This window comes from Deferribacter desulfuricans SSM1, from assembly GCF_000010985.1.
Taxonomy (GTDB): Bacteria; Chrysiogenota; Deferribacteres; order Deferribacterales; family Deferribacteraceae; genus Deferribacter; species Deferribacter desulfuricans.
Genome location: NC_013939.1, coordinates 909,276 through 929,711, shown reverse-complemented (window position 1 = coordinate 929,711; position 20,436 = coordinate 909,276). Strand labels below are relative to the sequence as shown.

At 33.5% G+C, this 20,436-nt stretch carries 20 protein-coding genes; 7 read left to right on the top strand and 13 right to left on the bottom strand.

What is annotated here, in order from left to right:
• Nucleotides 1-33: 33 nt before the first annotated feature.
• A complete protein-coding gene (locus tag DEFDS_RS04665; RefSeq protein WP_013007647.1) occupies nucleotides 34-1,173 on the bottom strand; it encodes an ABC transporter substrate-binding protein in 1,140 nt (379 codons plus the stop codon).
• 114 nt (nucleotides 1,174-1,287) lie between these two features.
• On the opposite strand from DEFDS_RS04665, the gene rarD reads away from it, so the two are divergent.
• Nucleotides 1,288-2,136, top strand: a complete 849-nt coding sequence (gene rarD, locus DEFDS_RS12915; protein WP_013007646.1) for an EamA family transporter RarD — start codon at nucleotides 1,288-1,290, stop codon at nucleotides 2,134-2,136.
• A gap of 4 nt (nucleotides 2,137-2,140) precedes the next feature.
• Here the strand turns inward: rarD and DEFDS_RS04655 are convergent, their stop codons facing one another.
• The 10 genes from DEFDS_RS04655 to acnB form a co-directional block, all read right to left on the bottom strand.
• Complete coding sequence (locus DEFDS_RS04655) at nucleotides 2,141-2,458, bottom strand: succinate dehydrogenase assembly factor 2 (protein ID WP_013007645.1); 318 nt, start codon at nucleotides 2,456-2,458, stop codon at nucleotides 2,141-2,143.
• A gap of 53 nt (nucleotides 2,459-2,511) precedes the next feature.
• Nucleotides 2,512-3,051 carry a 2-oxoacid:acceptor oxidoreductase family protein gene (locus DEFDS_RS04650; RefSeq protein ID WP_013007644.1) on the bottom strand — a complete coding sequence of 180 codons (540 nt, stop codon included), beginning with the start codon at nucleotides 3,049-3,051 and terminating at the stop codon, nucleotides 2,512-2,514.
• A 2-nt stretch (nucleotides 3,052-3,053) separates the two neighbouring features.
• Nucleotides 3,054-3,869 (bottom strand): 2-oxoacid:ferredoxin oxidoreductase subunit beta, encoded by an 816-nt coding sequence (locus DEFDS_RS04645; RefSeq protein WP_013007643.1) that lies wholly within the window; start codon nucleotides 3,867-3,869, stop codon nucleotides 3,054-3,056.
• The gene (locus DEFDS_RS04640) at nucleotides 3,870-5,009 is read right to left on the bottom strand and encodes a 2-oxoacid:acceptor oxidoreductase subunit alpha (RefSeq protein WP_013007642.1); all 1,140 of its coding nucleotides are present in this window, start codon (nucleotides 5,007-5,009) and stop codon (nucleotides 3,870-3,872) included.
• Nucleotides 5,010-5,026: 17 nt separating this feature from the next.
• Complete coding sequence (locus DEFDS_RS04635) at nucleotides 5,027-5,227, bottom strand: 4Fe-4S binding protein (protein WP_013007641.1); 201 nt, start codon at nucleotides 5,225-5,227, stop codon at nucleotides 5,027-5,029.
• 15 nt (nucleotides 5,228-5,242) lie between these two features.
• Nucleotides 5,243-6,115 (bottom strand): succinate--CoA ligase subunit alpha, encoded by an 873-nt coding sequence (sucD, locus tag DEFDS_RS04630; protein ID WP_013007640.1) that lies wholly within the window; start codon nucleotides 6,113-6,115, stop codon nucleotides 5,243-5,245.
• Nucleotides 6,112-7,293: an ADP-forming succinate--CoA ligase subunit beta gene (gene sucC, locus DEFDS_RS04625; protein WP_013007639.1), complete on the bottom strand. Its 1,182-nt coding sequence runs from the start codon at nucleotides 7,291-7,293 to the stop codon at nucleotides 6,112-6,114. Before sucC ends, sucD begins: the two co-directional genes overlap by 4 nt.
• Nucleotides 7,294-7,421: 128 nt before the next feature.
• A complete protein-coding gene (mdh, locus tag DEFDS_RS04620) occupies nucleotides 7,422-8,399 on the bottom strand; it encodes a malate dehydrogenase (protein ID WP_013007638.1) in 978 nt (325 codons plus the stop codon).
• A gap of 77 nt (nucleotides 8,400-8,476) precedes the next feature.
• Nucleotides 8,477-10,717 carry an NADP-dependent isocitrate dehydrogenase gene (locus DEFDS_RS04615; protein WP_013007637.1) on the bottom strand — a complete coding sequence of 747 codons (2,241 nt, stop codon included), beginning with the start codon at nucleotides 10,715-10,717 and terminating at the stop codon, nucleotides 8,477-8,479.
• 385 nt (nucleotides 10,718-11,102) lie between these two features.
• Nucleotides 11,103-13,643 carry a bifunctional aconitate hydratase 2/2-methylisocitrate dehydratase gene (acnB, locus tag DEFDS_RS04610; protein ID WP_013007636.1) on the bottom strand — a complete coding sequence of 847 codons (2,541 nt, stop codon included), beginning with the start codon at nucleotides 13,641-13,643 and terminating at the stop codon, nucleotides 11,103-11,105.
• Nucleotides 13,644-13,915: 272 nt separating this feature from the next.
• Between acnB and DEFDS_RS13100 the strand changes: the two genes are divergently transcribed.
• Nucleotides 13,916-14,785, top strand: a complete 870-nt coding sequence (locus DEFDS_RS13100) for a fumarate hydratase (protein WP_013007635.1) — start codon at nucleotides 13,916-13,918, stop codon at nucleotides 14,783-14,785.
• Complete coding sequence (locus DEFDS_RS13095) at nucleotides 14,775-15,359, top strand: FumA C-terminus/TtdB family hydratase beta subunit (protein ID WP_013007634.1); 585 nt, start codon at nucleotides 14,775-14,777, stop codon at nucleotides 15,357-15,359. The genes DEFDS_RS13100 and DEFDS_RS13095 overlap by 11 nt, the downstream gene beginning before the upstream one ends.
• Before the next feature lie 220 nt (nucleotides 15,360-15,579).
• Here DEFDS_RS13095 and DEFDS_RS04595 read toward each other — a convergent pair whose 3' ends face one another.
• Together DEFDS_RS04595 and DEFDS_RS04590 are read right to left on the bottom strand one after the other, a co-directional pair.
• A complete protein-coding gene (locus DEFDS_RS04595) occupies nucleotides 15,580-15,825 on the bottom strand; it encodes an SHOCT domain-containing protein (protein WP_041223617.1) in 246 nt (81 codons plus the stop codon).
• 46 nt (nucleotides 15,826-15,871) lie between these two features.
• On the bottom strand, nucleotides 15,872-16,321 hold the full coding sequence (locus DEFDS_RS04590) for a PepSY domain-containing protein (protein ID WP_013007632.1): 450 nt from the start codon (nucleotides 16,319-16,321) through the stop codon (nucleotides 15,872-15,874).
• Between the two features lie 361 nt (nucleotides 16,322-16,682).
• Between DEFDS_RS04590 and DEFDS_RS04585 the strand changes: the two genes are divergently transcribed.
• The 4 genes from DEFDS_RS04585 to merA all read left to right on the top strand — a co-directional run bounded on the left by DEFDS_RS04585 (nucleotide 16,683) and on the right by merA (nucleotide 20,348).
• The gene (locus tag DEFDS_RS04585; protein ID WP_013007631.1) at nucleotides 16,683-17,843 is read left to right on the top strand and encodes a MalY/PatB family protein; all 1,161 of its coding nucleotides are present in this window, start codon (nucleotides 16,683-16,685) and stop codon (nucleotides 17,841-17,843) included.
• Between the two features lie 14 nt (nucleotides 17,844-17,857).
• On the top strand, nucleotides 17,858-18,112 hold the full coding sequence (locus DEFDS_RS12905) for a MerR family transcriptional regulator (RefSeq protein ID WP_050742507.1): 255 nt from the start codon (nucleotides 17,858-17,860) through the stop codon (nucleotides 18,110-18,112).
• A 214-nt stretch (nucleotides 18,113-18,326) separates the two neighbouring features.
• Entirely contained in the window at nucleotides 18,327-18,698 is a 372-nt protein-coding gene (locus DEFDS_RS04575) for a mercuric transporter MerT family protein (protein ID WP_013007630.1), read from the top strand.
• A 24-nt stretch (nucleotides 18,699-18,722) separates the two neighbouring features.
• On the top strand, nucleotides 18,723-20,348 hold the full coding sequence (gene merA / locus DEFDS_RS04570) for a mercury(II) reductase (protein WP_013007629.1): 1,626 nt from the start codon (nucleotides 18,723-18,725) through the stop codon (nucleotides 20,346-20,348).
• The last annotated feature ends 88 nt before the right edge of the window (nucleotides 20,349-20,436 follow it).

The window sequence follows — 20,436 nt, the reverse complement described above, 5'->3', positions numbered from 1 at the left end:
CCCTATACAAAAAAAGGCGGTAAAACCGCCTTTTTACTCTGAAGGTGGAGTAAGTATTTCTGGATCACTAATAACAGCAAAATGATGCCACTCCCCATTTTTAACTATCTGTACTTGGACATCTTTAAATACTTCACCCAATTTATTAAATGAAATTGTCCCAGTACTAGCTTTTACTTTAGCATTAGCAATAGCATCCCTTAAGTCTTTTGGTGTCAAAGAGTTAGCATGTTCTATAGCATAAGCAATTACCTTAATTGCTGTATGAGTTGAAGCAGCCACCATATCTGGCTTTTTACCTGTCATTTTAATGTATTCATCAATAAAACTACGAGTTTCTGGTTCTTTTGAATCTCTATCTAATGAAGTTGTAATTATTACACCTTCTGCATATTTCCCTGCAATCTCGATAAATTTTTCAGAGTCATACCCTTCTTGACCAATGATTGGAACATTAATTCCTGCGGTTCTTAATTGAGCTACAAGAGGTCCAGCTGTAAAATAATATCCAGAAGCATAAATAGCATCAGGATTATCAGCTTTAACTTTTGCTACAATAGACCCAAACTGTCTATCTTTTATACTGTATTCATATTCGTTTATGATCTCAATCCCATATTTTGCTGCAACACTTCTAAACCCTTTAGATAAAGATTTACCAAAATCATTTTTTAAAGTAATAATTACGACTCTTTTCTTTTTCAAAATATCCCCTATAAGCTTTGCACCAGCTCTTCCCTCAACTTCACCTAAAAATGATGTTCTAAATACATAATCACCAGCTCTTGTTATCCCTGGATGAATTGCATATGCTGATATATATGGTATCTTATGAGACTGAAATACTGATGCAGCCGCTCTAGTAGCACCAGAATAACTACCTGAAACTCCTGCAATTACTTTATCCTTTGTAATTAATTTTATTGCTATGGGCACAGCTTCTTTTGGTGAAGCTTGATCATCATAAACAACTAAATCTAACTTATAACCACGGACACCACCAGCCTCATTAACCTGTTTTACTGCAAGCTTGGCTCCATTTAATGCTGATTCACCATCAGCAGCAGCAAACCCAGTCAAAGGTACATTAAAACCTATTTTCAAAGTCTTTGCAAAGAGAGTACCTGAAAAAATAACTACTAAAGATAACAACATAACTAAAATTCTCTTCATAACATCCTCCCTACATTATTGAAAATACCTGCAATTTGTATATACATCTATATACATAATTAGTCAAGTGTATTATTTTCTTGACTTTAACAAATAATTAAATATTATTCAGCAATGAACTTACTGAGACCTTTTTTAGCCGCTGTTGCAGCTTTTCTTATTTGGGGATTTTTACCTTTCTATTGGAAAGCATTAAAAGAGATTAACGCTCTTGAAGTGTTAGCTTATAGAATAGTTATGACATTCATTCTTTTAGTAGTTTATCAATTTTTCACAAATAGAAACACATTAATAAAATTGTTTAATACAATTACTTTAAAAAAACATGTCATAAGTTCCATATTTTTAGCATCAAATTGGTTGATTTATGTGTGGGGAGTTGTCAATAATCATATCATAGAATGCAGTCTTGGGTATTATCTCACCCCTCTTGTTAGCGTTTTCTTAGGAGGACTCATATTTAAAGAACAATTTTCCAACATTCAAAAAATATCAATTATATTAGCTACATTATCGGTTGTAAATATTATTGTATCTCTCAAAATAATTCCATTTATTGCAATTGGCTTAGCATTCTCTTTTAGCATGTATTCAGTGTTTAGAAAAAAATCTAATCTTTCTTCAATTGATGGTCTTACTGTTGAATCTTTCCTATTATCAATCCCTTTTGCAACATATATCTTCACTTATGGTTCAAATCTCATCACAATTTCACCAACAATTTCATTTTTATTATTATTTAGTGGAGTCGTTACAGCTACCCCTCTGCTACTTTATGTTTATAGCATTAGAGAATTACCCTTATCTACTGTTGGAATGTTACAGTATATAGGCCCAACACTTATGTTCTTAATTGGACTTTTTTACTATAAAGAAAGTTTTTCTCTAATGTATTTTTTAAGTTTTCTGATAATATGGTTAGCAGTAATACTATTTACTTATGAATCAATCAAGAATAGATAATCAATTATTGGTTTTTACCTTTGTTGCGTATCTCAGAAATTCTATTTTTCTCAAAAGCAAACTCCTGAATATCTTTTAAAAACCTTTCAGGATATTTGTCAGAATAGAAACTATAAGGTTTAATACCAAAAATAATATCAAACAAATCATTATCAAAAATTTTTTCTAAAAAAATATTAAACTCATTTATTGTTTCTAAGTCATAATGTAATGGTACAAAATCTTTTACAAACTCTCTTAATAAAAGTTCGTTTTCAAGCATCGCTCTTTTTGAGGCTAAAAACACACATTTTTTATATTCTTTTGTGTTTTTTATATCCATATGTGTCCCCTTAATAAAATAAAGAAAGATAGGGAGAAAACTCCCTATCCTATTTATAAAACTTCTTTTGCAATCTCTCTACCAGCTGCAAGAGCATTTTTGTTTAGTTCTTCAGTACCTTTAGGTACCTTACTCAATACTGCTTTTTCTAGTGATTCAAAAGATACTATTTTAGCAATTTCATTTAAAACGCCTAATGTAACAATGTTGGCAACAAGAGATTTACCTACTTTCTCAGCAGCAGTTTTAATGATAGGTAATGAGTAAAGTTTAAAATTACCACTTGGTGGATTCTTTACCATCAAACTATCAACGATAACAATTCCTCCATCCTTTACTGCATCTGAAAACTTATCAGCAGCTTCTTGTGTCAATGCAACTAATATATCTGCATCAATAACTTTTACATAAGTGATTTCCTCATCACTTATAACTACTTCAGATCTTGCTGCACCACCTCTTGCCTCTGGACCATAAGACTTTGTTTGCACAGCATTTTTACCATCGTAAACTGCTGCAATCCCAAGGATTGCACCAGAAGTAATCATACCCTGTCCACCAGATCCGCTTAATCTAACATCTATCCTTGCCATTGTTACTCTCCTTTTTTTAATCCAACAGTAGAATCATATGATTCTATAAATTCAGGTTTTTCCTCTTTGTGTAACACACCAATTACAAATTTATCAGCCAACTCTTCTGAACTCATTCTATCAGCTTTTGCCTTTTGAACAGCTTTGTCTTTCATCCACAAAAGCATAGAAGTAGGAGTTTTAAACTTGTTCTTTCTACCAAAACCAGTTGGACAAGCATTAATTATTTCTACTACACTCAAACCCTTATGTTGTAAAGCTTCTTTAATCATTTTTTCACAATGAGTTGTATGATAAGCTGTTGTCCTTGCAACAAAAGTAGCACCAGCTCCAATTGCAAGATTAACCACATCAAAATTGTTTTCTGGCATTCCATAAGGAGCTGTTGTGGCCCAAGCACCCTTAGGAGTTGTAGGAGAATACTGAGCACCTGTCATACCATAAATATTGTTGTTAAATACCAAAACAGTAATATCAATATTTCTACGGCAAGCATGGATAAAATGGTTACCACCGATAGCAGTCATGTCACCATCGCCACCAAGTGCAATAACTTTCAAATCAGGATTAGCGATTTTAACACCTGTTGCAAAAGCAATAGACCTACCATGAGTGGTATGTAATGTGTTAAAATCTACGTAACCTGGTAACCTACTACAGCATCCAATACCAGATGCTACAACTATATCATTTTTATCCCAGCCTAAACCATCAATTGCCCTGATAAAAGACTTTAAAACTATACCATAAGTACAGCCAGGACACCATATATGAGGAAGTTTTTCATTTCTTAAGTATCTACTGTAATCGTAAGCCATTTAAGCAAACCTCCTAATTTTCTCTAAGATCTCAGAAGGCAATATTGGATCAAGCATTAAACTATACAAGCCCTCTACTTCGCAACGACCTTTAGCAACTCTTTCAACCTCAAGAGTCATCTGACCAAGGTTCATTTCTGGAACAACAATCCCTTTAATATTGTTAGCAGAAATAATTTTATCTAAGTGCTTATCAGGGAAAGGCCAAATAGTAAGTGGTCTAAGCAAACCAGCTTTTATACCTTTTTCTCTTGCTTCTAAAACAGCTGCCTTAGCTGATCTTGCATTAACACCAATTGCAAAAACAAGTATATCAGCATCATCAGTATAAAATTCTTCAACTTTTACAATATCATCATAATTTTTATTAATTTTCTCAATAATTCTAACAGTATTTTTTGTATGAAGAACAGGGTCATTTGTAGGGAATCCTGTTTCATCATGATGTAAACCAGTTACATGCCATCTGTATCCAGCACCAAAAGGTGGCATTGGATTAATATCTTTTTCCATATCATATGGTAAATACTCTTCAGGTGGAACACCTGGATCTTTAATTCTATCTATTACTTCCAATTCACCTGGCTCAGGAATCACAAGAGATTCCATCATTTGGCCAATAATAGCGTCAGTCAATACCACAACTGGACATCTATATTTTTCTGCCAAATTAAAAGCTCTAACTGTTTCATTAAACTGTTCTTGAACAGAAGCTGGTGTAACAGCTATAATTGGATGATCACCATGTGTTCCCCATTTAGCTTGCATAATGTCAGACTGGCTAGGACCTGTAGGCATACCAGTAGAAGGACCACCTCTCATAACATCTACAATAACAACTGGTATTTCACATAAACTTGCAAAACCTAAGTTTTCTTGCTTTAGTGAAAAACCAGGACCACTTGTAGCAGTTAAAGCTTTAGCACCAGCAAGTGATGCACCAATTACTGATGCCATAGCAGCGATTTCATCTTCCATTTGTATAAATCTACCACCTACTTGTGGCAATCTTTCAGCCATCCTTTCAGCTATCTCTGTTGAAGGTGTAATTGGGTATCCACCATAAAAACGGCAACCAGCATATAAAGCACCTTCAGCTACAGCATGATTACCCATCATAAATTGAACATTTTTAGCCACTTTTAAAGCCTCCTAAGTTATTCTTCTTTCTTATATACAACGATTGCAAAATCAGGACATCTTAATTCACATTGCATACAAGCTATACACTTGTCCAAATCTTTAACTGCAACTTTAAAATCTCTCATTTCTAAGCATCCAGTAGGACAAAGCTCAACGCAAATTTCACAACCTTTACACCATTTTGTATTGATTTCTATTCTCTCAGCCTTTGCCATTTACCTCTCCTTGTTCTAATTACTTAAAACTTTTGCAACAGTTTCACCTATTTCTGCTGGGCTCACTACAACATGAACTCCAGCAGCACTCAATGCATCCATTTTTTCTTTTGCTGTACCCTTACTACCAGATACAATAGCACCAGCGTGACCCATTCTTTTACCTTTTGGAGCAGTCTGACCAGCAATAAATGCTACAACAGGCTTTGAAATATTCTCTTTTATGTATTCAGCTGCTTGAATCTCCAAATCACCACCAATTTCACCAATCATTACAATCGCTTTTGTTTCAGGGTCTTCTTCAAACATTTGCAATAACTCTTTGTAACTCAACCCAATGATTGGATCACCACCAATACCAACAGCGGTAGAAATCCCCAATCCCTGCTTAACAATTTGATTACTAGCTTCATATGTAAGGGTACCTGATTTTGAAATTAGACCAACTGGCCCTTTTTTGAAAATAAAACCTGGCATAATGCCAATCTTACACTCTTCAGGGGTAATAATACCTGGACAGTTTGGACCAATCATTTTAACTTTTCTATGTTTGAGATATTCCTTAGCATACATCATATCTTTCACTGGTGTTCCTTCTGTAATTGCAACTATCAACTCTATACCAGCATCAGCTGCTTCCATAATTGCATCTGCAACAAATGCAGGTGGAACAAACACCAAAGATACAGTTGCTCCAGTTGTTTTTACAGCTTCTTCTACTGTATTGAAAACAGGTACTCCAAGATGCTCTGTACCACCTTTCCCAGGAGTAACACCACCTACTATCTTTGTACCATATGCCATACATTGCTCAGCGTGGAAAGAACCCTCTCTACCAGTAATCCCCTGAACTATAACTTTTGTATCTTTATTTACTAATATGCTCATGCCAACCCCCTTTCTGCTGCCTCAACAGCTTTTCTTGCACCATCTTTTAAGTCTGTTGCAGCTATAAGCTGTTTAATACCAGAATTATTTAATATTTCTGCTGCTTCTTCAGCATTTGTACCATCTAATCTTACAACAACAGGTACATTTACCTGGGTAGCTTTTGTTGCTTCGATTATACCGTTTGCAACTCTATCACAGCGAACAATACCACCAAATATATTTACAAAGATTGATTTTACATTTGGATCTCTCAATATAATCTCAAACCCTTTAGCAACAGTTTCAGCGCTTGCTCCACCACCAACATCTAAAAAGTTTGCAGGTCTTCCACCTTCATGTTTAATAATATCCATTGTAGCCATAGCAAGACCAGCACCGTTTACCATACATCCAACATTACCATCCAATTTTACATAACTAAGTCCATACTTAGCGGCTTCAATTTCTGTTGGTTCTTCCTCTGTCAAGTCTCTCATTGCCAATATTTCAGGCTGTCTATAAAGAGCATTATCATCAAAACTCATTTTAGCATCAAGAGCTATGAATTTACCCTCTTTTGTCAATACAAGTGGGTTTATCTCTATCAAGTTTGCATCATAATCCATATATACGTTGTATATCGCCTGAGCAAAGCTAATGAATTTATTTACCAATTCTCTTGGTAAACCAAGTCCAAAAGCAAGTTTCCTACCATGAAAACCTTGGAACCCAATTGTTGGATTTATAGCAACTTTTATAATTTTTTCTGGACTTCTTGCTGCTACCTCTTCAATTTCAACACCACCTTCAGAGGAAGCCATCATAACAGGCATTTCCAAAGACCTATCTAATACCATCCCTAAATAGAACTCTTTTTCAATATTTACACCTTCTTCAATATAGATTCTGTGAACAACTTTACCTTCTGGGCCTGTCTGATGGGTTACAAGTTTGCTACCCAGCATCTGCTTAGCAATCAGACCAACTTCTTCGGTAGATCTTGCAAGTTTTACACCACCTGCCTTACCTCTACCACCAGCATGAATCTGCGCTTTAACTACCCATACATCTAAGTCGCCGCCAAGCTGTTGAGCAGCTTTAACAGCGTTTTCTGGTTTAAACGCTACAAAACCTCTTGGGGTTGGTACACCATATTTTCTGAAAATTTCTTTGGCTTGGTGCTCATGAATATTCATAGCTCACCTTCCTTTTTGTATTTTTTTTGCGAATAGTCGTTCATCAATACTACCCTCTCCCCGATTTTTCAAGTTTTTTTTAAGGTGAGCTATTTTTAAAACGGGGTGTTACACACCCCGCTATTATTTTATAAGAAACCAAGTCTCTTCATATCCTCAATAAGTTTTTTAACTGCATTAATTGAGTTATCAAGCATAGCTTGTTCTTCTTCATTTAGAGATAATTCAATAACTTTCTCAACACCATTTGCTCCAAGCACAGCTGGAACACCTAAGTACATATCTTTAACACCATATTCACCATTTAACCAAGCACATACAGGAAGAACTCTCTTTTGATCTCTTAACACAGCTTCAGCCATAGCAATAGCACTTGAAGCAGGAGAATAGAATGCTGAACCTTTTTTCAACAATGCAACTACTTCACCACCAGCTTTTCTTGTCCTTTCAACTATCGCATCCATAACCTCTTTAGCTTTAGCTGCATCACCATATTTTTGCTCTAATAATTCCATTACAGGGATACCATTTACGTTAGCATATCTTACAAGAGGAACCATTGTATCACCATGGCCACCAAGAACAAGAGCATTAATATCTTTAACTGACAAACCAAGCTCCCATGCTATAAATGAAGCAAAACGTGAAGAGTCGAGAACTCCAGCTTGACCATAAACTCTATTGTGAGGGAAACCAGTAACTTCTCTCATAAGAGTAACCATAGCATCAAGTGGGTTAGAAATAACTATTACATGTGAGTCTGGAGCATATTTCTTAATATTTTCTGCAACTGTCTTAATAATATTAGCATTAGTAGTTAAAAGATCGTCCCTACTCATCCCTGGTTTTCTTGGCAAACCAGCTGTTACTATACATATATCAGCACCTTCGATATCAGCATAATCATTTGTACCTTTAACTTCTACATCAAAACGATCTACTCTTGATGCTTCAGCAATATCAAGACATTTACCCTGAGGCATATCCTCAACTATGTCATACATTACCACATCGCCAAGCTCTCTTAAAGCACAAAGCTGAGCTAAAACACCACCAATTTGACCTCCACCTATCAAAGCTATTTTTGGTCTTTTAAATGTTGCCATATGAGCCCCCTTTTAAATTTTATTTTGGCAATAGCCATTATATTTAATACAAACCGGACATAATGTCCGGTTAATATCTATAAACTATCGATTATAGCATTCAATGTGGCACTAGGCCTCATCGCAGCTGATAATTTTTCTTTATTTGGATGATAGTAACCTTCGATGTCCACAGGCTTACCTTCAGCATCCATAATTTCTTTTAATATTTTTTCTTCATTATCTCTCATTTCTTTAGCAACTTTTGTAAATATCTCTTTTAATTCTGCATCTTCATTCTGCTCAGCAAGAGCTTCTGCCCAATACATTGCAAAATAGAAGTGTTCACCTCTATTGTCTAACTGTCCAACTTTTCTACCTGGCCATTTCTGATTTTCAAGAAGCACACCTACTGCTTTATCAATAGCATCAGCCATCACTTTAGCTTTATTGTTTTTGTACTGATTGTAAATATGCTCCAATGATGCACCAAGAGCTGTAAATTCACCAAGCGAATCCCATCTTAAATGCCCTTCGTTTAAAAACTGCTGCACATGTTTTGGAGCAGAACCACCTGCACCTGTTTCAAACAAACCACCACCAGCTAAAAGTGGAACAATTGAAAGCATTTTAGCACTTGTACCAAGCTCCAAAATTGGGAAAAGGTCAGTTAAATAATCTCTCAGAACATTTCCTGTTACAGAAATAACATTTTTACCCTGTCTTACAAGTTCACATGTTAATCTCATAGCTTCTCTAGGAGCCATAATTCTAATATCTAAACCTTCTGTATCATGCTCTTTAAGGTACTTTTCAACCTTTTTGATTAACTCATTATCATGAGCTCTATTTTTATCTAACCAGAAAATAGTTGTATCACCAGTAGCTTTTGCTCTATTAACAGCTAATTTAACCCAATCTTTTATAGCTATGTCTTTAGCCTGGCAAGCTCTCCAAATATCACCTTTTTCAACATTATGTTCAAACAATACATTACCATCAGCATCCACAACTCTTATAACACCATCTTCAGGAGCCAAAAATGTTTTATCGTGAGAACCGTATTCTTCTGCTTTCATTGCCATTAAACCAACATTTGACACACTTCCCATTGTAGATCTATCAAATGCGCCATTTTTTCTACAGTCATCAATAACTTCTGCATACATTGTAGCATAGCTTCTGTCAGGGATCACACATTTACAATCATGCTGCTCGCCATCTGGGCCCCACATCTTACCACCATCTCTAACCACAACAGGCATTGAAGCATCGATAATTATATCATTTGGCATATGAAGATTTGTTATACCTTTATCAGAGTCAACCATTGCAAGAGGTGGATTCTTTTCATATACTTTCTGGATAGCATCTTCTATCTCTTTTCTCTTATCTTCTGGAAGTTTCTGCAATTTTTTATAAACATCACTTAATCCATTATTTGGGTTAACACCTATTTCCTCAAAAACATCTGCATATTTATCAAATACTTCTTTAAAATATGTTTTTACAGCATGTCCAAACAATACTGGGTCAGAAACCTTCATCATTGTTGCTTTTAAGTGCAATGAGAAAAGTACGCCTTTTTCTTTAGCATCTTTTATTTGCTCATCATAAAACTCAGCTAGTTTCTTTGCACTCATAAAAGTGCCATCTAAAACTTCGCCCTCTAAAAGATGAAGCTTCTCTTTTAAAACAGTTACGTTTCCATCTTTATCAACAAATTCAATTCTAACATCAGTTTCTTTATCAAGTGTTACAGATTTTTCATTTTCATAAAAATCACCACCTGACATATGAGCAACATGACACTTAGAGTCAGGACTCCAAGGTTTTAATGGTAGTCCCATAGAAGTTGGGTATTTTTGAGCATACTTTTTAACTGCAAGTGGAGCTCTCCTATCAGAGTTACCCTGTCTCAAAACTGGGTTTACTGCACTACCTAAAACTTTAGCATATCTCTCCTGAATTTTCTTTTCTTCTTCTGTTTTTGGCTCTTCTGGATAATCTGGAACATTGTAACCCTGTCTTTGAAGCTCTTCAATCGCAGCCTTTAATTGAGGGATTGACGCACTAATATTTGGTAGTTTAATAATATTTGCTTCAGGCTTATTAACAAGCTCACCAACGTAAGCCAAATCATCATTAACTTTTTGATCATCAGTCAAATAATCAGGAAAAGTTGCAAGAATCCTACCCGCAACAGAAATATCCCTAACCTCAACATCAACATCTGCATGCTTTAAATAAGCTTTAACAATTGGCAACAAAGAAAATGTCGCTAAAAATGGTGCTTCATCCGTTTCGGTCCAAATAATTGTAGGTTTTTTCTCAGCCATAACCACTCCTCACTTAATTATTAATTTATAAACACCCACCATAAATGTATACTGTATACAGATATATATAATTTAGCCTGTAATGTCAAGAAATATCGGATATTTTAATATTAAAACGTTATTTTTGTTATAACAAATTATTGTTTATTAGTTTAATAATTGGTTTTTGATAACTTGAAAGCCTATTCATTTTATCACTAATACTACCAAGATGTTACACTCATGCTCTTATTTCAAATAAATTTAAAACATTTTAATATAATTTATCATAATCATAAAGACTTACATTTTAAACTTAAAACAGATACTATTATGTTATTAAAAACTAATATATTATAGTTTTTTTCAATAAAAAAGGGAGCCTTTTAAGGCTCCCTTAAAAACTTTAAGCATAATCTAATTTAAAGTCCCCTATTTTATGAAACTCTAAATATCTATATACCTCATCTTTTTTAGGCTCTAATTTTTCTTTTACAATCTCAAAATACTCTTCAGGCTTTGGCAACTCACCTTTAAGTGCTGCAACAGCTGCCAATTCTGCAGAACCAAGATAAACTCTTGCACCATCACCCATTCTGTTATCAAAGTTTCTTGTAGATGTGGAAATTACTGTAGATCCTGATTTCACCCTTGCTTGGTTACCCATACAAAGTGAACAACCGGGAATTTCTGTTCTAGCTCCTATTTGTGAGTAGATAGAGTAGTAACCTTCAGCCATCAATTGAGCCTTATCCATCTTAGTAGGAGGAGTCAACCAAATTCTAGTAGGAGCCTCTTTATAACCTTCCCATATCTTACCAGCAGCTCTAAAATGGCCAATATTTGTCATACAAGAGCCAATAAATACTTCATCTATCTTATCACCAGCCACTTCGCTAAGCAATTTCACATCATCTGGGTCATTTGGACAAGCAACAATAGGCTCAGTAATTTCTGATAAATCTATTTCAATAACAGCTGCGTATTCAGCATTTTCGTCTCTTTCTAACAATACTGGATTTTCTAACCATTTTTCGCAATCCTCAATCCTTCTCTTCAATGTATCAGCATCTTGATAACCCTCTTCTATCATCTTCTTCATCAAAGCTATATTACTTCTCAAATAATTTGCTACGCTTTCTTCTGATAATTTAATAGTTGCTCCAGCAGCAGATCTTTCTGCAGAAGCATCTGTAAGCTCAAAAGCCTGTTCAACTGTTAGGTTTGGTAAACCTTCCATTTCTAAGATTCTACCGTTAAAAATGTTTTTCTTGCCTTTTTTCTCAACAGTGAGAAGCCCTTGTTTTATTGCAAAGTAAGGAATCGCATTTACAACGTCTCTTAAAGTAATCCCAGGATTTAATTCACCTTTAAATTTTACAAGTACAGATTCAGGCATATCAAGCGGCATAAATCCCAATGCACCAGCAAAAGCTACAAGCCCTGACCCTGCTGGGAAAGATATACCAATAGGAAATCTTGTATGGGAATCACCACCTGTACCAACAGTATCAGGTAATAACAATCTATTTAACCATGAGTGGATAACACCATCTCCAGGTTTTAATGCTACACCTCCTCTTTCTATAATAAACTGAGGCAATGTTTTATGCATTTTCACGTCAGCTGGTTTTGGATAAGCAGCTGTGTGACAGAAAGACTGCATAAACATTGGTGACTGAAACTTAAGACATGCCAACTCTTTTAACTCGTCAGCAGTCATTGGACCAGTGGTATCCTGAGAGCCAACGGTAGTCATTTTTGGCTCACATGCAGTGCCTGGTAAAACTCCTGGCAAACCACAAGCTTTACCAACAATTTTTTGTGCTAATGTATATCCTTGATTTGGCTTTGGTTTCGGATTATCTGGCTTAATAAAGAGATCACTTTCACCTAACCCTAAAACTTCTCTTGCTTTATTTGTTAAAGAACGTCCAATAATTAAATTTAATCTACCACCTGCTCTAAATTCATCTCTTAATGTAGGTGGCTTAATCTCAAAAGTAGAAAGAACTTCTCCATCCTCGCTTCTTATCTCACCTTTTTTGGTATCAATAATTACAACATCCCCAGTTTTTAACTTTGAAACATCACACATTATTGGCAAACCGCCCGAATCTTCTACAGTATTAAAGAAAATAGGAGCAATTAAACCTCCAATTACAATACCGCCTCTTCTTTTATTTGGTACGTAAGGTATATCTTCACCAATATGCCACATTACTGAGTTTGTAGCAGATTTACGTGATGAACCTGTACCAACCACATCACCAACAAAGGCAACTTTATACCCTTCTTCTCTAAATTTCTTAATTGTATCAATACCACCCGGAAATCTTGTTTCACCCATACTTAAAGCATGAAGAGGAATATCAGGCCTACTCCAAGCATGTTTAGCAGGAGATAAATCATCAGTGTTAGTTTCACCATCTACTTTAAAAATTTTCACTTTAATTTCATCAGGGAACTCAGGCTTACTTGTAAACCACTCACCATTTGCCCAAGACTCCAAAACTTCTTTAGCATACTTGTTAGTTTTTGCCATTTCAGCTACTTTATCGAAAGCATCATAAACCAAAATAGTATGCTTTAAAGCTTCTGCTGCTTTAGCTCCAAGCTCTTCATCATTCAACAAATCGATTAAATAACCAACATTATAACCACCCAACATTGTACCAAGCATGAAAACAGCATCTTCTTTGCTAACAACAGGAGAACTCTTTTCCCCTTTTGCAACCTTGTAAAGCCATTCGGCTTTAACCTTTGATGCTGGGTCAACACCTGGAGCTACTCTGTCTCTTAAAAGATGCAACAAGAAATCTTTTTTATCAGCTGGAGGATTTTCTAATAACTTACAAACCTCCTCAGTCAACTCCGGAGATAATGGTAATGGTGGAATACCCAAAGCTTCACGTTCTTTAACATGTTCCATATACTTATCAAGCATAATTCACCCCTCGGAAAAATTTTGTATACTGTATACTATTTTTTTTATGTTTTGTCAATTTGCTAAAACATTTTTTTATATTAAACTTTAATATGAAATATTTATAATTCATAGAATATCAATAGCATTTTTTATCATATTTTATAACAATTTTTTGTTTTCTCTAAAATAGAACATTATTTAACTGTATACAATATACAGTTGACATAAGCTTTGATTTATGGCATAAAATCAATGTTTTAGAATTATAAAAATCTCATGAGAGGGTGATTATGGAGTTGAAAGAAGCAGTATTAGAACTTATTAGGAGAGCTGCTACAGATTTACCTCCTGATATTGAAAAAGCTCTACAAGAAGCTTATGAAAGAGAGGATGAAGGAACTCCTGCAAAAAGCGTTTTTAAAACTATACTCGAAAATGTTAAATTAGCTAGGGAAAATTCTACTCCTATCTGCCAGGATACCGGTTCGCTTATCTTTTATATCGATTTTCCTGTTGGTGAAGCTGAAAAAACATACAGAGAAGCTATCGAATGGGCTGCAGCTGAAGCTACAAAAAGACAATATTTGAGACCAAATGCAGTTGATCCTATCACAGGCAAAAACTCTGGAAACAATGTTGGGAAAAACGCACCTTATATCCACTTTCATCAGTGGGACAAAGATGAAGTCAGAATCAGATTGATGCTAAAAGGTGGTGGTAGCGAAAACGTTGGGATTCAATACAAATTACCAGATTCTAACTTAAAAGCAGGTAGAGACTTAAAAGGTGTAAAAAAGGTTATCATTGATGCGGTTGTTAAAGCTCAAGGGTTTGGTTGCGCACCAGGTACGATAGGAGTAGGTATAGGTGGTGATAGGGTTACTTCTTATGCACTTTCAAAAGAACAATTTTTTAGAAAACTCAATGAAAGAAATCCTAATCCAGAAATAGCACAACTAGAAGAAGAACTATATAAAGAGCTCAATGAATTAGGTATAGGACCTATGGGTTTTGGCGGTAAAACTACAGTTTTAGGAGTTCATATTGATGCTCAGCATAGACACCCAGCAACATACTATGTAGCAATATCTTATATGTGCTGGGCTTATAGAAGAAAAGCTATGACAATTAAAAATGGCGAGGTGACTTATGCCGATTAAATTAACTACACCAATAAGCGAAGAAGAAATAAGAAAATTAAAAGTAGGAGATGAAGTTTTACTATCAGGTACAATAGTGACTGCTAGAGATCAAGCACATAAATTGATGGTTGAAGAAAAGCCGGATTTCATAAGAGAATACTTAAAAGATTCTGTTATTTATCATTGTGGCCCTGTTGTTAAGAAAAATGACGATGGCAGTTGGTCTTTTGTAGCAGCTGGTCCAACAACATCATCAAGAGAGGAGCCATATCAGGCTGACGTAATTTGTGAATATCAGGTGCGTGGCGTTATTGGTAAAGGAGGAATGGGGCCAAAGACTGCTGAAGGGCTTAAAAAGTGCGGTGCTGTTTATTTCCATGCAGTTGGTGGTGCTGGTTCTTTAATTGCAAAAAGGGTAAAAAAAGTTAAAACTGTTTTCAAACTTGAAGAATTTGGTACTCCTGAAGCTTTTTGGGTAATAGAAGTTGAAGATTTCCCTGTTGTTGTCACAATGGACGCACATGGTAATAGCCTTCATAAACAAATTTTAGAAAAATCCGAAGCTAAAGCAAAAGAACTTATGGGGTTATAAAATATAGGGGGTTTTCCCCTATATCTCCCCTGCAATATTCTTATATACTACCTGTCTAATTTGAACGATAAAAATAAAGTTATTATTAGGATAAAGATTAATACTGTAAACTTTAATGTGGTGAAAACAAAAAAACTTTTTCTTATTCAATTATAAATTATAATTTATAAAATCTTTAAACCTATAGTAAAGTAACTCGAAACTATGAACACTAACTATTTTAATCTTCTAGATCTTTTTTCATTGACAGATATTCTTCTTTTGTTATTTCACCTCTGGCATACCTTTCTTTTAAAATATTATGAGCGTGATTTTTCCTTGTTTTTGTAATACCATTTTTTGAACCAAAATCCCTTATAAACATAAAAAGAAAATAGATTATCACTATCAAAATAACTAACCAAATAACCATACTAAATATCCCCATAAAACCAAAGCCTCCAAAACCACCATACCCATGCATCATAATTTTCCCTTTTTTTTAAAAAAAAAGAGGGGATTAACCCCTCTTATTAATCATTGTCCTTATCAAAATTATCTGGGAAAGGTCCCATCACATTGCCCCATGGATTTACATGGAATTCAAACTTGTTACCTGCTGCATCGACTACATCCACTTCATACATTGTTCCCATTGGCATTCTAAACTTTTCTACCTCTTTAATCTTATAACCTTTAAAATTTTCTTTTAATACTTTTTCCACTGCTTTTTTAGCATCTTCTTCAGTAATCTGCTTCACTTCACCCTGATAATTTGGGCCATATCCCATACAATATCCAGGTCCAAAGCCTCTGCCATATCCTCTCATCATACCTGGGCCATAACCATCACCCTGATAACCGTATCCAGGTCCCATCATTCCAGGCCCCATCCCATATCCTCTGCCATACCAAGGGCCATGGGCAAATGCCAAAGTTGCTCCAAATACTACAATTGCTCCTAAAATTAAAAGTTTTTTCATCGTTCTACCTCCTTTATTTTTTGTTACTTATAAGCGAAATCACTTATCGTATAAGCATAGTGTGTGCCAATGTGCCAAATATTCTTAACTTATTGATAATTCAAAGACTTAGTAATATGATGTTAATTTAAGCTGTGTAATAAGGTTACAATTATGTGTAAAATTTACACAATAAAAAAATAAATATTTTAGAATAAAAAAATTTGTTTAAAAATAGATTTATATTTTTTAAACCTTATGCATAATTTATGTATATTACATTATTTTGATTTTGAGAAAATCTTAAATTATTTATACACTTTTTTTATATCAAGGATTATATTAAAATCAATCTAAATCACCTTGTATTTGAGGAGTTATTATGAATATTGATAAAAAGTTATATAATTTACCTTTAACTAAAACAAATCCAACTATGTTGAAATCATTATTTGGATATACAAATATTGAACCTTTTTGGATTGCTGACATGGAATTTGAAATTGCCAAACCTATTCAAAATGCCTTAATTGAAAGGATTCAAAGCTCAAGTTTTGGTTATGAATATAGACCAGAATCTTTTTATAATGCTCAAAAAGTTTGGTATTTAAATGAATATGGAATTAATCTAAAAAAGGATGAAATAATTTTCAGCCCAAGTATTACTACAACACTAACTATATTGATAGAAATTTTTACTAATAAAGGTGATGGAATAATTATACAACCACCAGTTTTTATGGGCTTTAAAGATGTAATTCGGAAAACAGAACGCAGTATTATAAAAAATCCACTTATCTTAATTGACAGCAAATATAAAATTGATTTCGACGACTTAGAGGAAAAAGTAAAATCAACAAATAATAAAGCTTTAATAATTTGTAATCCACATAACCCTGTAGGTCGTGTTTGGTCTAAGAAAGAGTTAAAACGTATTGTTGATCTTTGTAAAGAAAATAACACCATACTTATTTCAGATGAAATTCATAAAGATATTATTTTATATGATAATAAGTTTACTTCAGCATTACACTTTATAGATACCTATGATAAAATTGTAGTTTGTACTTCAGAAGCAAAGACATTTAATCTTTGTGGGATTTCTGATTCAATGGCGATAATTCCAAATGAAAATATTAGAGAAAATGTATTGAAAATGCTAAAAAAATATAATTTAGGAACAACAAATGCTCTTACGCGAGTTGCTTTAGAAACTGCTTATAAATATGGTAAATCTTGGCTAAAAGAAGTAATAAAAATAATTGAAACTAATGTTAACAGTATAATAAATGAATTAGAATCTTCTCAAATTAATTTAATTAAACCAGAAGCAACTTACCAGGTGTGGCTAGATTTTAGAAATGTTTTTAAAGATAGCGAAATAATGTTTAAGCACATCACTGAGAATTCAAAGGTTGCTATGAATGCAGGACATTGGTTTGGTCGTGAAGGAGCTTTATTTATGAGAATGAATATAGCAACCTCTCAAAAGAAAGTAGTAAACGCTATAAAAAAGATCAAGCAATCAGTTAAGAATATTTAATAAGAAGAGATTAAATGACATATTTAAAACGCGGTCAACTTGCAAAAATAGTAGGAGTAAATTTAGAGACAATCAGGTATTACGAGCAAATAGGCTTATTAAAACCAAAAAGGTCAAAATCTAATTATAGATTATTTTCAGAAGAAGATGTGACTAAACTTCAATTTATTAAGAAATCTAAAGAATTAGGTTTTACATTAAAAGAAATAAAAGAGCTCTTAGAACTCAGTTTAGATGATACAAGTACATGTTTAGAAATAAAAAAATAGCAGAGAAAAAACTAAGAAATATCCAAGAAAAATTATGCGCTTTGCAAAAAAAAGAAGAAATTCTATTAGAATTGATTAATTATTGTAAAAGCGGAAATCCCATATCTAAGTGTCCTATTATTAAAAAATTAGAAGAATAATCAAATAAATCCTTGACTCTGTAGTATACTACAGGCCTTAAATTAACTATATAAACCAAAATAGGAGGTTTTATATGTCTATAAATAAAGAAACAATAAGTGGAACAATTGGGACATTGGCTGCACTGCTTGGTGCTTCCTGCTGTATACTTCCTACTCTTTTAGTGATTTTTGGAATTTCTTTAGGTAGTGCTGGTGGCTTTTTTTCAAATTTAGAAGCTTATAGATGGTTATTTCTTGGTATTGGTTATTTATCTGTGGGTTATTCTATATATAGCCTTTATCTGAAAAATTGGATTAAAAGAAAAATATTTAATAAACCATCAATAAATTGTGCCTGTAAAGAAAATAAATTAAACAAATTTTCAAAAATCATAACATGGATTTCGTTGTTTTTACTGATTGTTGCGACCTTTTATCCGTATATTTTACCACTAATTTTTTAAATATTAATAAGGAGGTAATAAACCATGATTAGATTGAGAATAATTGGTATGACTTGTCAACATTGTGCTAAAACTATTAAAAAAGCAGTTGAAGGTCTTGAAGATGTTGAAAAAGTAAATATTTATTTTCCACAAGGATATGCTGAAATTGAAGGGAATAGTGATGTTAATAAAATTATTAAAGTTATTGAAAAAGCAGGATATAAGGCTGAAAAAATAAGCATTGAAAAAGATGTTTATATTTCTAAAGATCATGTATACGATCTTATAATTGTAGGGGGAGGTTCAGCTGGTTTTGCTGCTGCTATAAAAGTATCTGAATTGGGTGGTAAAGCACTAATCATAGAGAATGACGTTATAGGAGGAACTTGTTTAAATAGAGGCTGCGTCCCCACCAAGCACCTAATCGATATAGCAAAAACTTATTTTACACCAAAATCAAACCCTTTTAAAGGTATTGAGTTGTTACAAAAAAGATTGGATCTAGAACTTATTATTAATGAAAAGAACAAATTGTTAGATGAGTTAAGAAAAGAGAAATATTGGAATGTTTTGGATTCTTACAAATCTATTGAATACAAAAAAGGTGTTGCTGAGTTTATATCTGATGGAGTTATAAAAATAAATAATGAGAAACTAACATATAATAAAGTTGTAATAGCATCAGGAGCAAGACCTTTAATCCCTCCTATAAAAGGATTAGATAACATTAACTATATGACAAATAATGAAATTTTAAACATTAATTATTTACCAAAGCACTTATTAATTATTGGTGGTAGTGCAGTTGGATTAGAACTTGGACAAATTTTTCTGAGATTTGGTTCTAAAGTTACAATTATCGAAGCATTGTCTGATATTGCGTTTAACGAAGAGCCAGAAATTCGATCAGTTTTAAAAGATGCTTTACAAAAAGAAGGGATGAATATTTATACCTCTGCTAAGGTCATTAATATTTATAGGACAAATGATGAAATAGAAATAGAAGTAGAAATAAATGGAGTAAAAAATAGTATTAGAGGAACTGACCTATTGCTTGCAACAGGTAGAAAACCTAATACGGATAAATTAGAATTAAAAAATGTAAATGTTGAAACTGATGAAAGAGGTTTTATTAAAGTTAATAGATTCATGCAAACAACAAACCAAAAAATATATGCTGCAGGTGATTGTATTGGTGGATTAATGTTGGTTACTACTGCAGCTTTAGAAGGTGGAATAGCTGGTGAAAACGCAATTTTAGGCAATAAAAGAAAAGTTGATTATTTATCCATTCCACATGCTATTTTTACAGAACCTGAAATTTCAAGTGTTGGTTTAACGTTCAAACAAGCTTTAGAAAAGAAAATTGACGCAGAATATAGAGTTTTATATTTTGATATGGTTCCAAGAGCTCAAGCAATGAAAAAAGTTAATGGAACAGTGAAAATAGTAGTTGATAAAAAAAATAAAAGGATTTTAGGTATTCATATTTGTGGTTTTGATGCAGCTGATATAATCCACAAAGCAGTATTTTTAGTAAAATATGGGCTTACTATAAACGATGTTATCAAAATGACTGACGTTTATCCCACCCTTTCTGAATCAATAAAATTATGTGCACAAACTTTCATCAAAGATGTTTCAAAGCTTTCATGCTGTGCCGAATAATAATTGTTTGTATTATTAGCAGTTATGAGAATATTCATAACTGCTAACTGTTTTTACTAAAACTTAATATTTTTCTTAAAGTATTTCT

Coding starts and splice junctions, on each gene's coding strand:
- DEFDS_RS04590 (WP_013007632.1), bottom strand. CDS start 16,321: ATGAAAAAACTTTTAATTTTAGGAGCAATTGTAGTATTTGGAGCAACT.
- DEFDS_RS04655 (WP_013007645.1), bottom strand. CDS start 2,458: ATGGATATAAAAAACACAAAAGAATATAAAAAATGTGTGTTTTTAGCC.
- DEFDS_RS04615 (WP_013007637.1), bottom strand. CDS start 10,717: ATGGCTGAGAAAAAACCTACAATTATTTGGACCGAAACGGATGAAGCA.
- merA (WP_013007629.1), top strand. CDS start 18,723: ATGATTAGATTGAGAATAATTGGTATGACTTGTCAACATTGTGCTAAA.
- DEFDS_RS13095 (WP_013007634.1), top strand. CDS start 14,775: ATGCCGATTAAATTAACTACACCAATAAGCGAAGAAGAAATAAGAAAA.
- sucD (WP_013007640.1), bottom strand. CDS start 6,115: ATGAGCATATTAGTAAATAAAGATACAAAAGTTATAGTTCAGGGGATT.
- DEFDS_RS04645 (WP_013007643.1), bottom strand. CDS start 3,869: ATGGCTTACGATTACAGTAGATACTTAAGAAATGAAAAACTTCCTCAT.
- DEFDS_RS04595 (WP_041223617.1), bottom strand. CDS start 15,825: ATGATGCATGGGTATGGTGGTTTTGGAGGCTTTGGTTTTATGGGGATA.
- DEFDS_RS04585 (WP_013007631.1), top strand. CDS start 16,683: ATGAATATTGATAAAAAGTTATATAATTTACCTTTAACTAAAACAAAT.
- sucC (WP_013007639.1), bottom strand. CDS start 7,293: ATGAATATTCATGAGCACCAAGCCAAAGAAATTTTCAGAAAATATGGT.
- mdh (WP_013007638.1), bottom strand. CDS start 8,399: ATGGCAACATTTAAAAGACCAAAAATAGCTTTGATAGGTGGAGGTCAA.
- DEFDS_RS13100 (WP_013007635.1), top strand. CDS start 13,916: ATGGAGTTGAAAGAAGCAGTATTAGAACTTATTAGGAGAGCTGCTACA.
- rarD (WP_013007646.1), top strand. CDS start 1,288: ATGAACTTACTGAGACCTTTTTTAGCCGCTGTTGCAGCTTTTCTTATT.
- DEFDS_RS12905 (WP_050742507.1), top strand. CDS start 17,858: ATGACATATTTAAAACGCGGTCAACTTGCAAAAATAGTAGGAGTAAAT.
- DEFDS_RS04650 (WP_013007644.1), bottom strand. CDS start 3,051: ATGGCAAGGATAGATGTTAGATTAAGCGGATCTGGTGGACAGGGTATG.
- acnB (WP_013007636.1), bottom strand. CDS start 13,643: ATGCTTGATAAGTATATGGAACATGTTAAAGAACGTGAAGCTTTGGGT.
- DEFDS_RS04665 (WP_013007647.1), bottom strand. CDS start 1,173: ATGAAGAGAATTTTAGTTATGTTGTTATCTTTAGTAGTTATTTTTTCA.
- DEFDS_RS04635 (WP_013007641.1), bottom strand. CDS start 5,227: ATGGCAAAGGCTGAGAGAATAGAAATCAATACAAAATGGTGTAAAGGT.
- DEFDS_RS04575 (WP_013007630.1), top strand. CDS start 18,327: ATGTCTATAAATAAAGAAACAATAAGTGGAACAATTGGGACATTGGCT.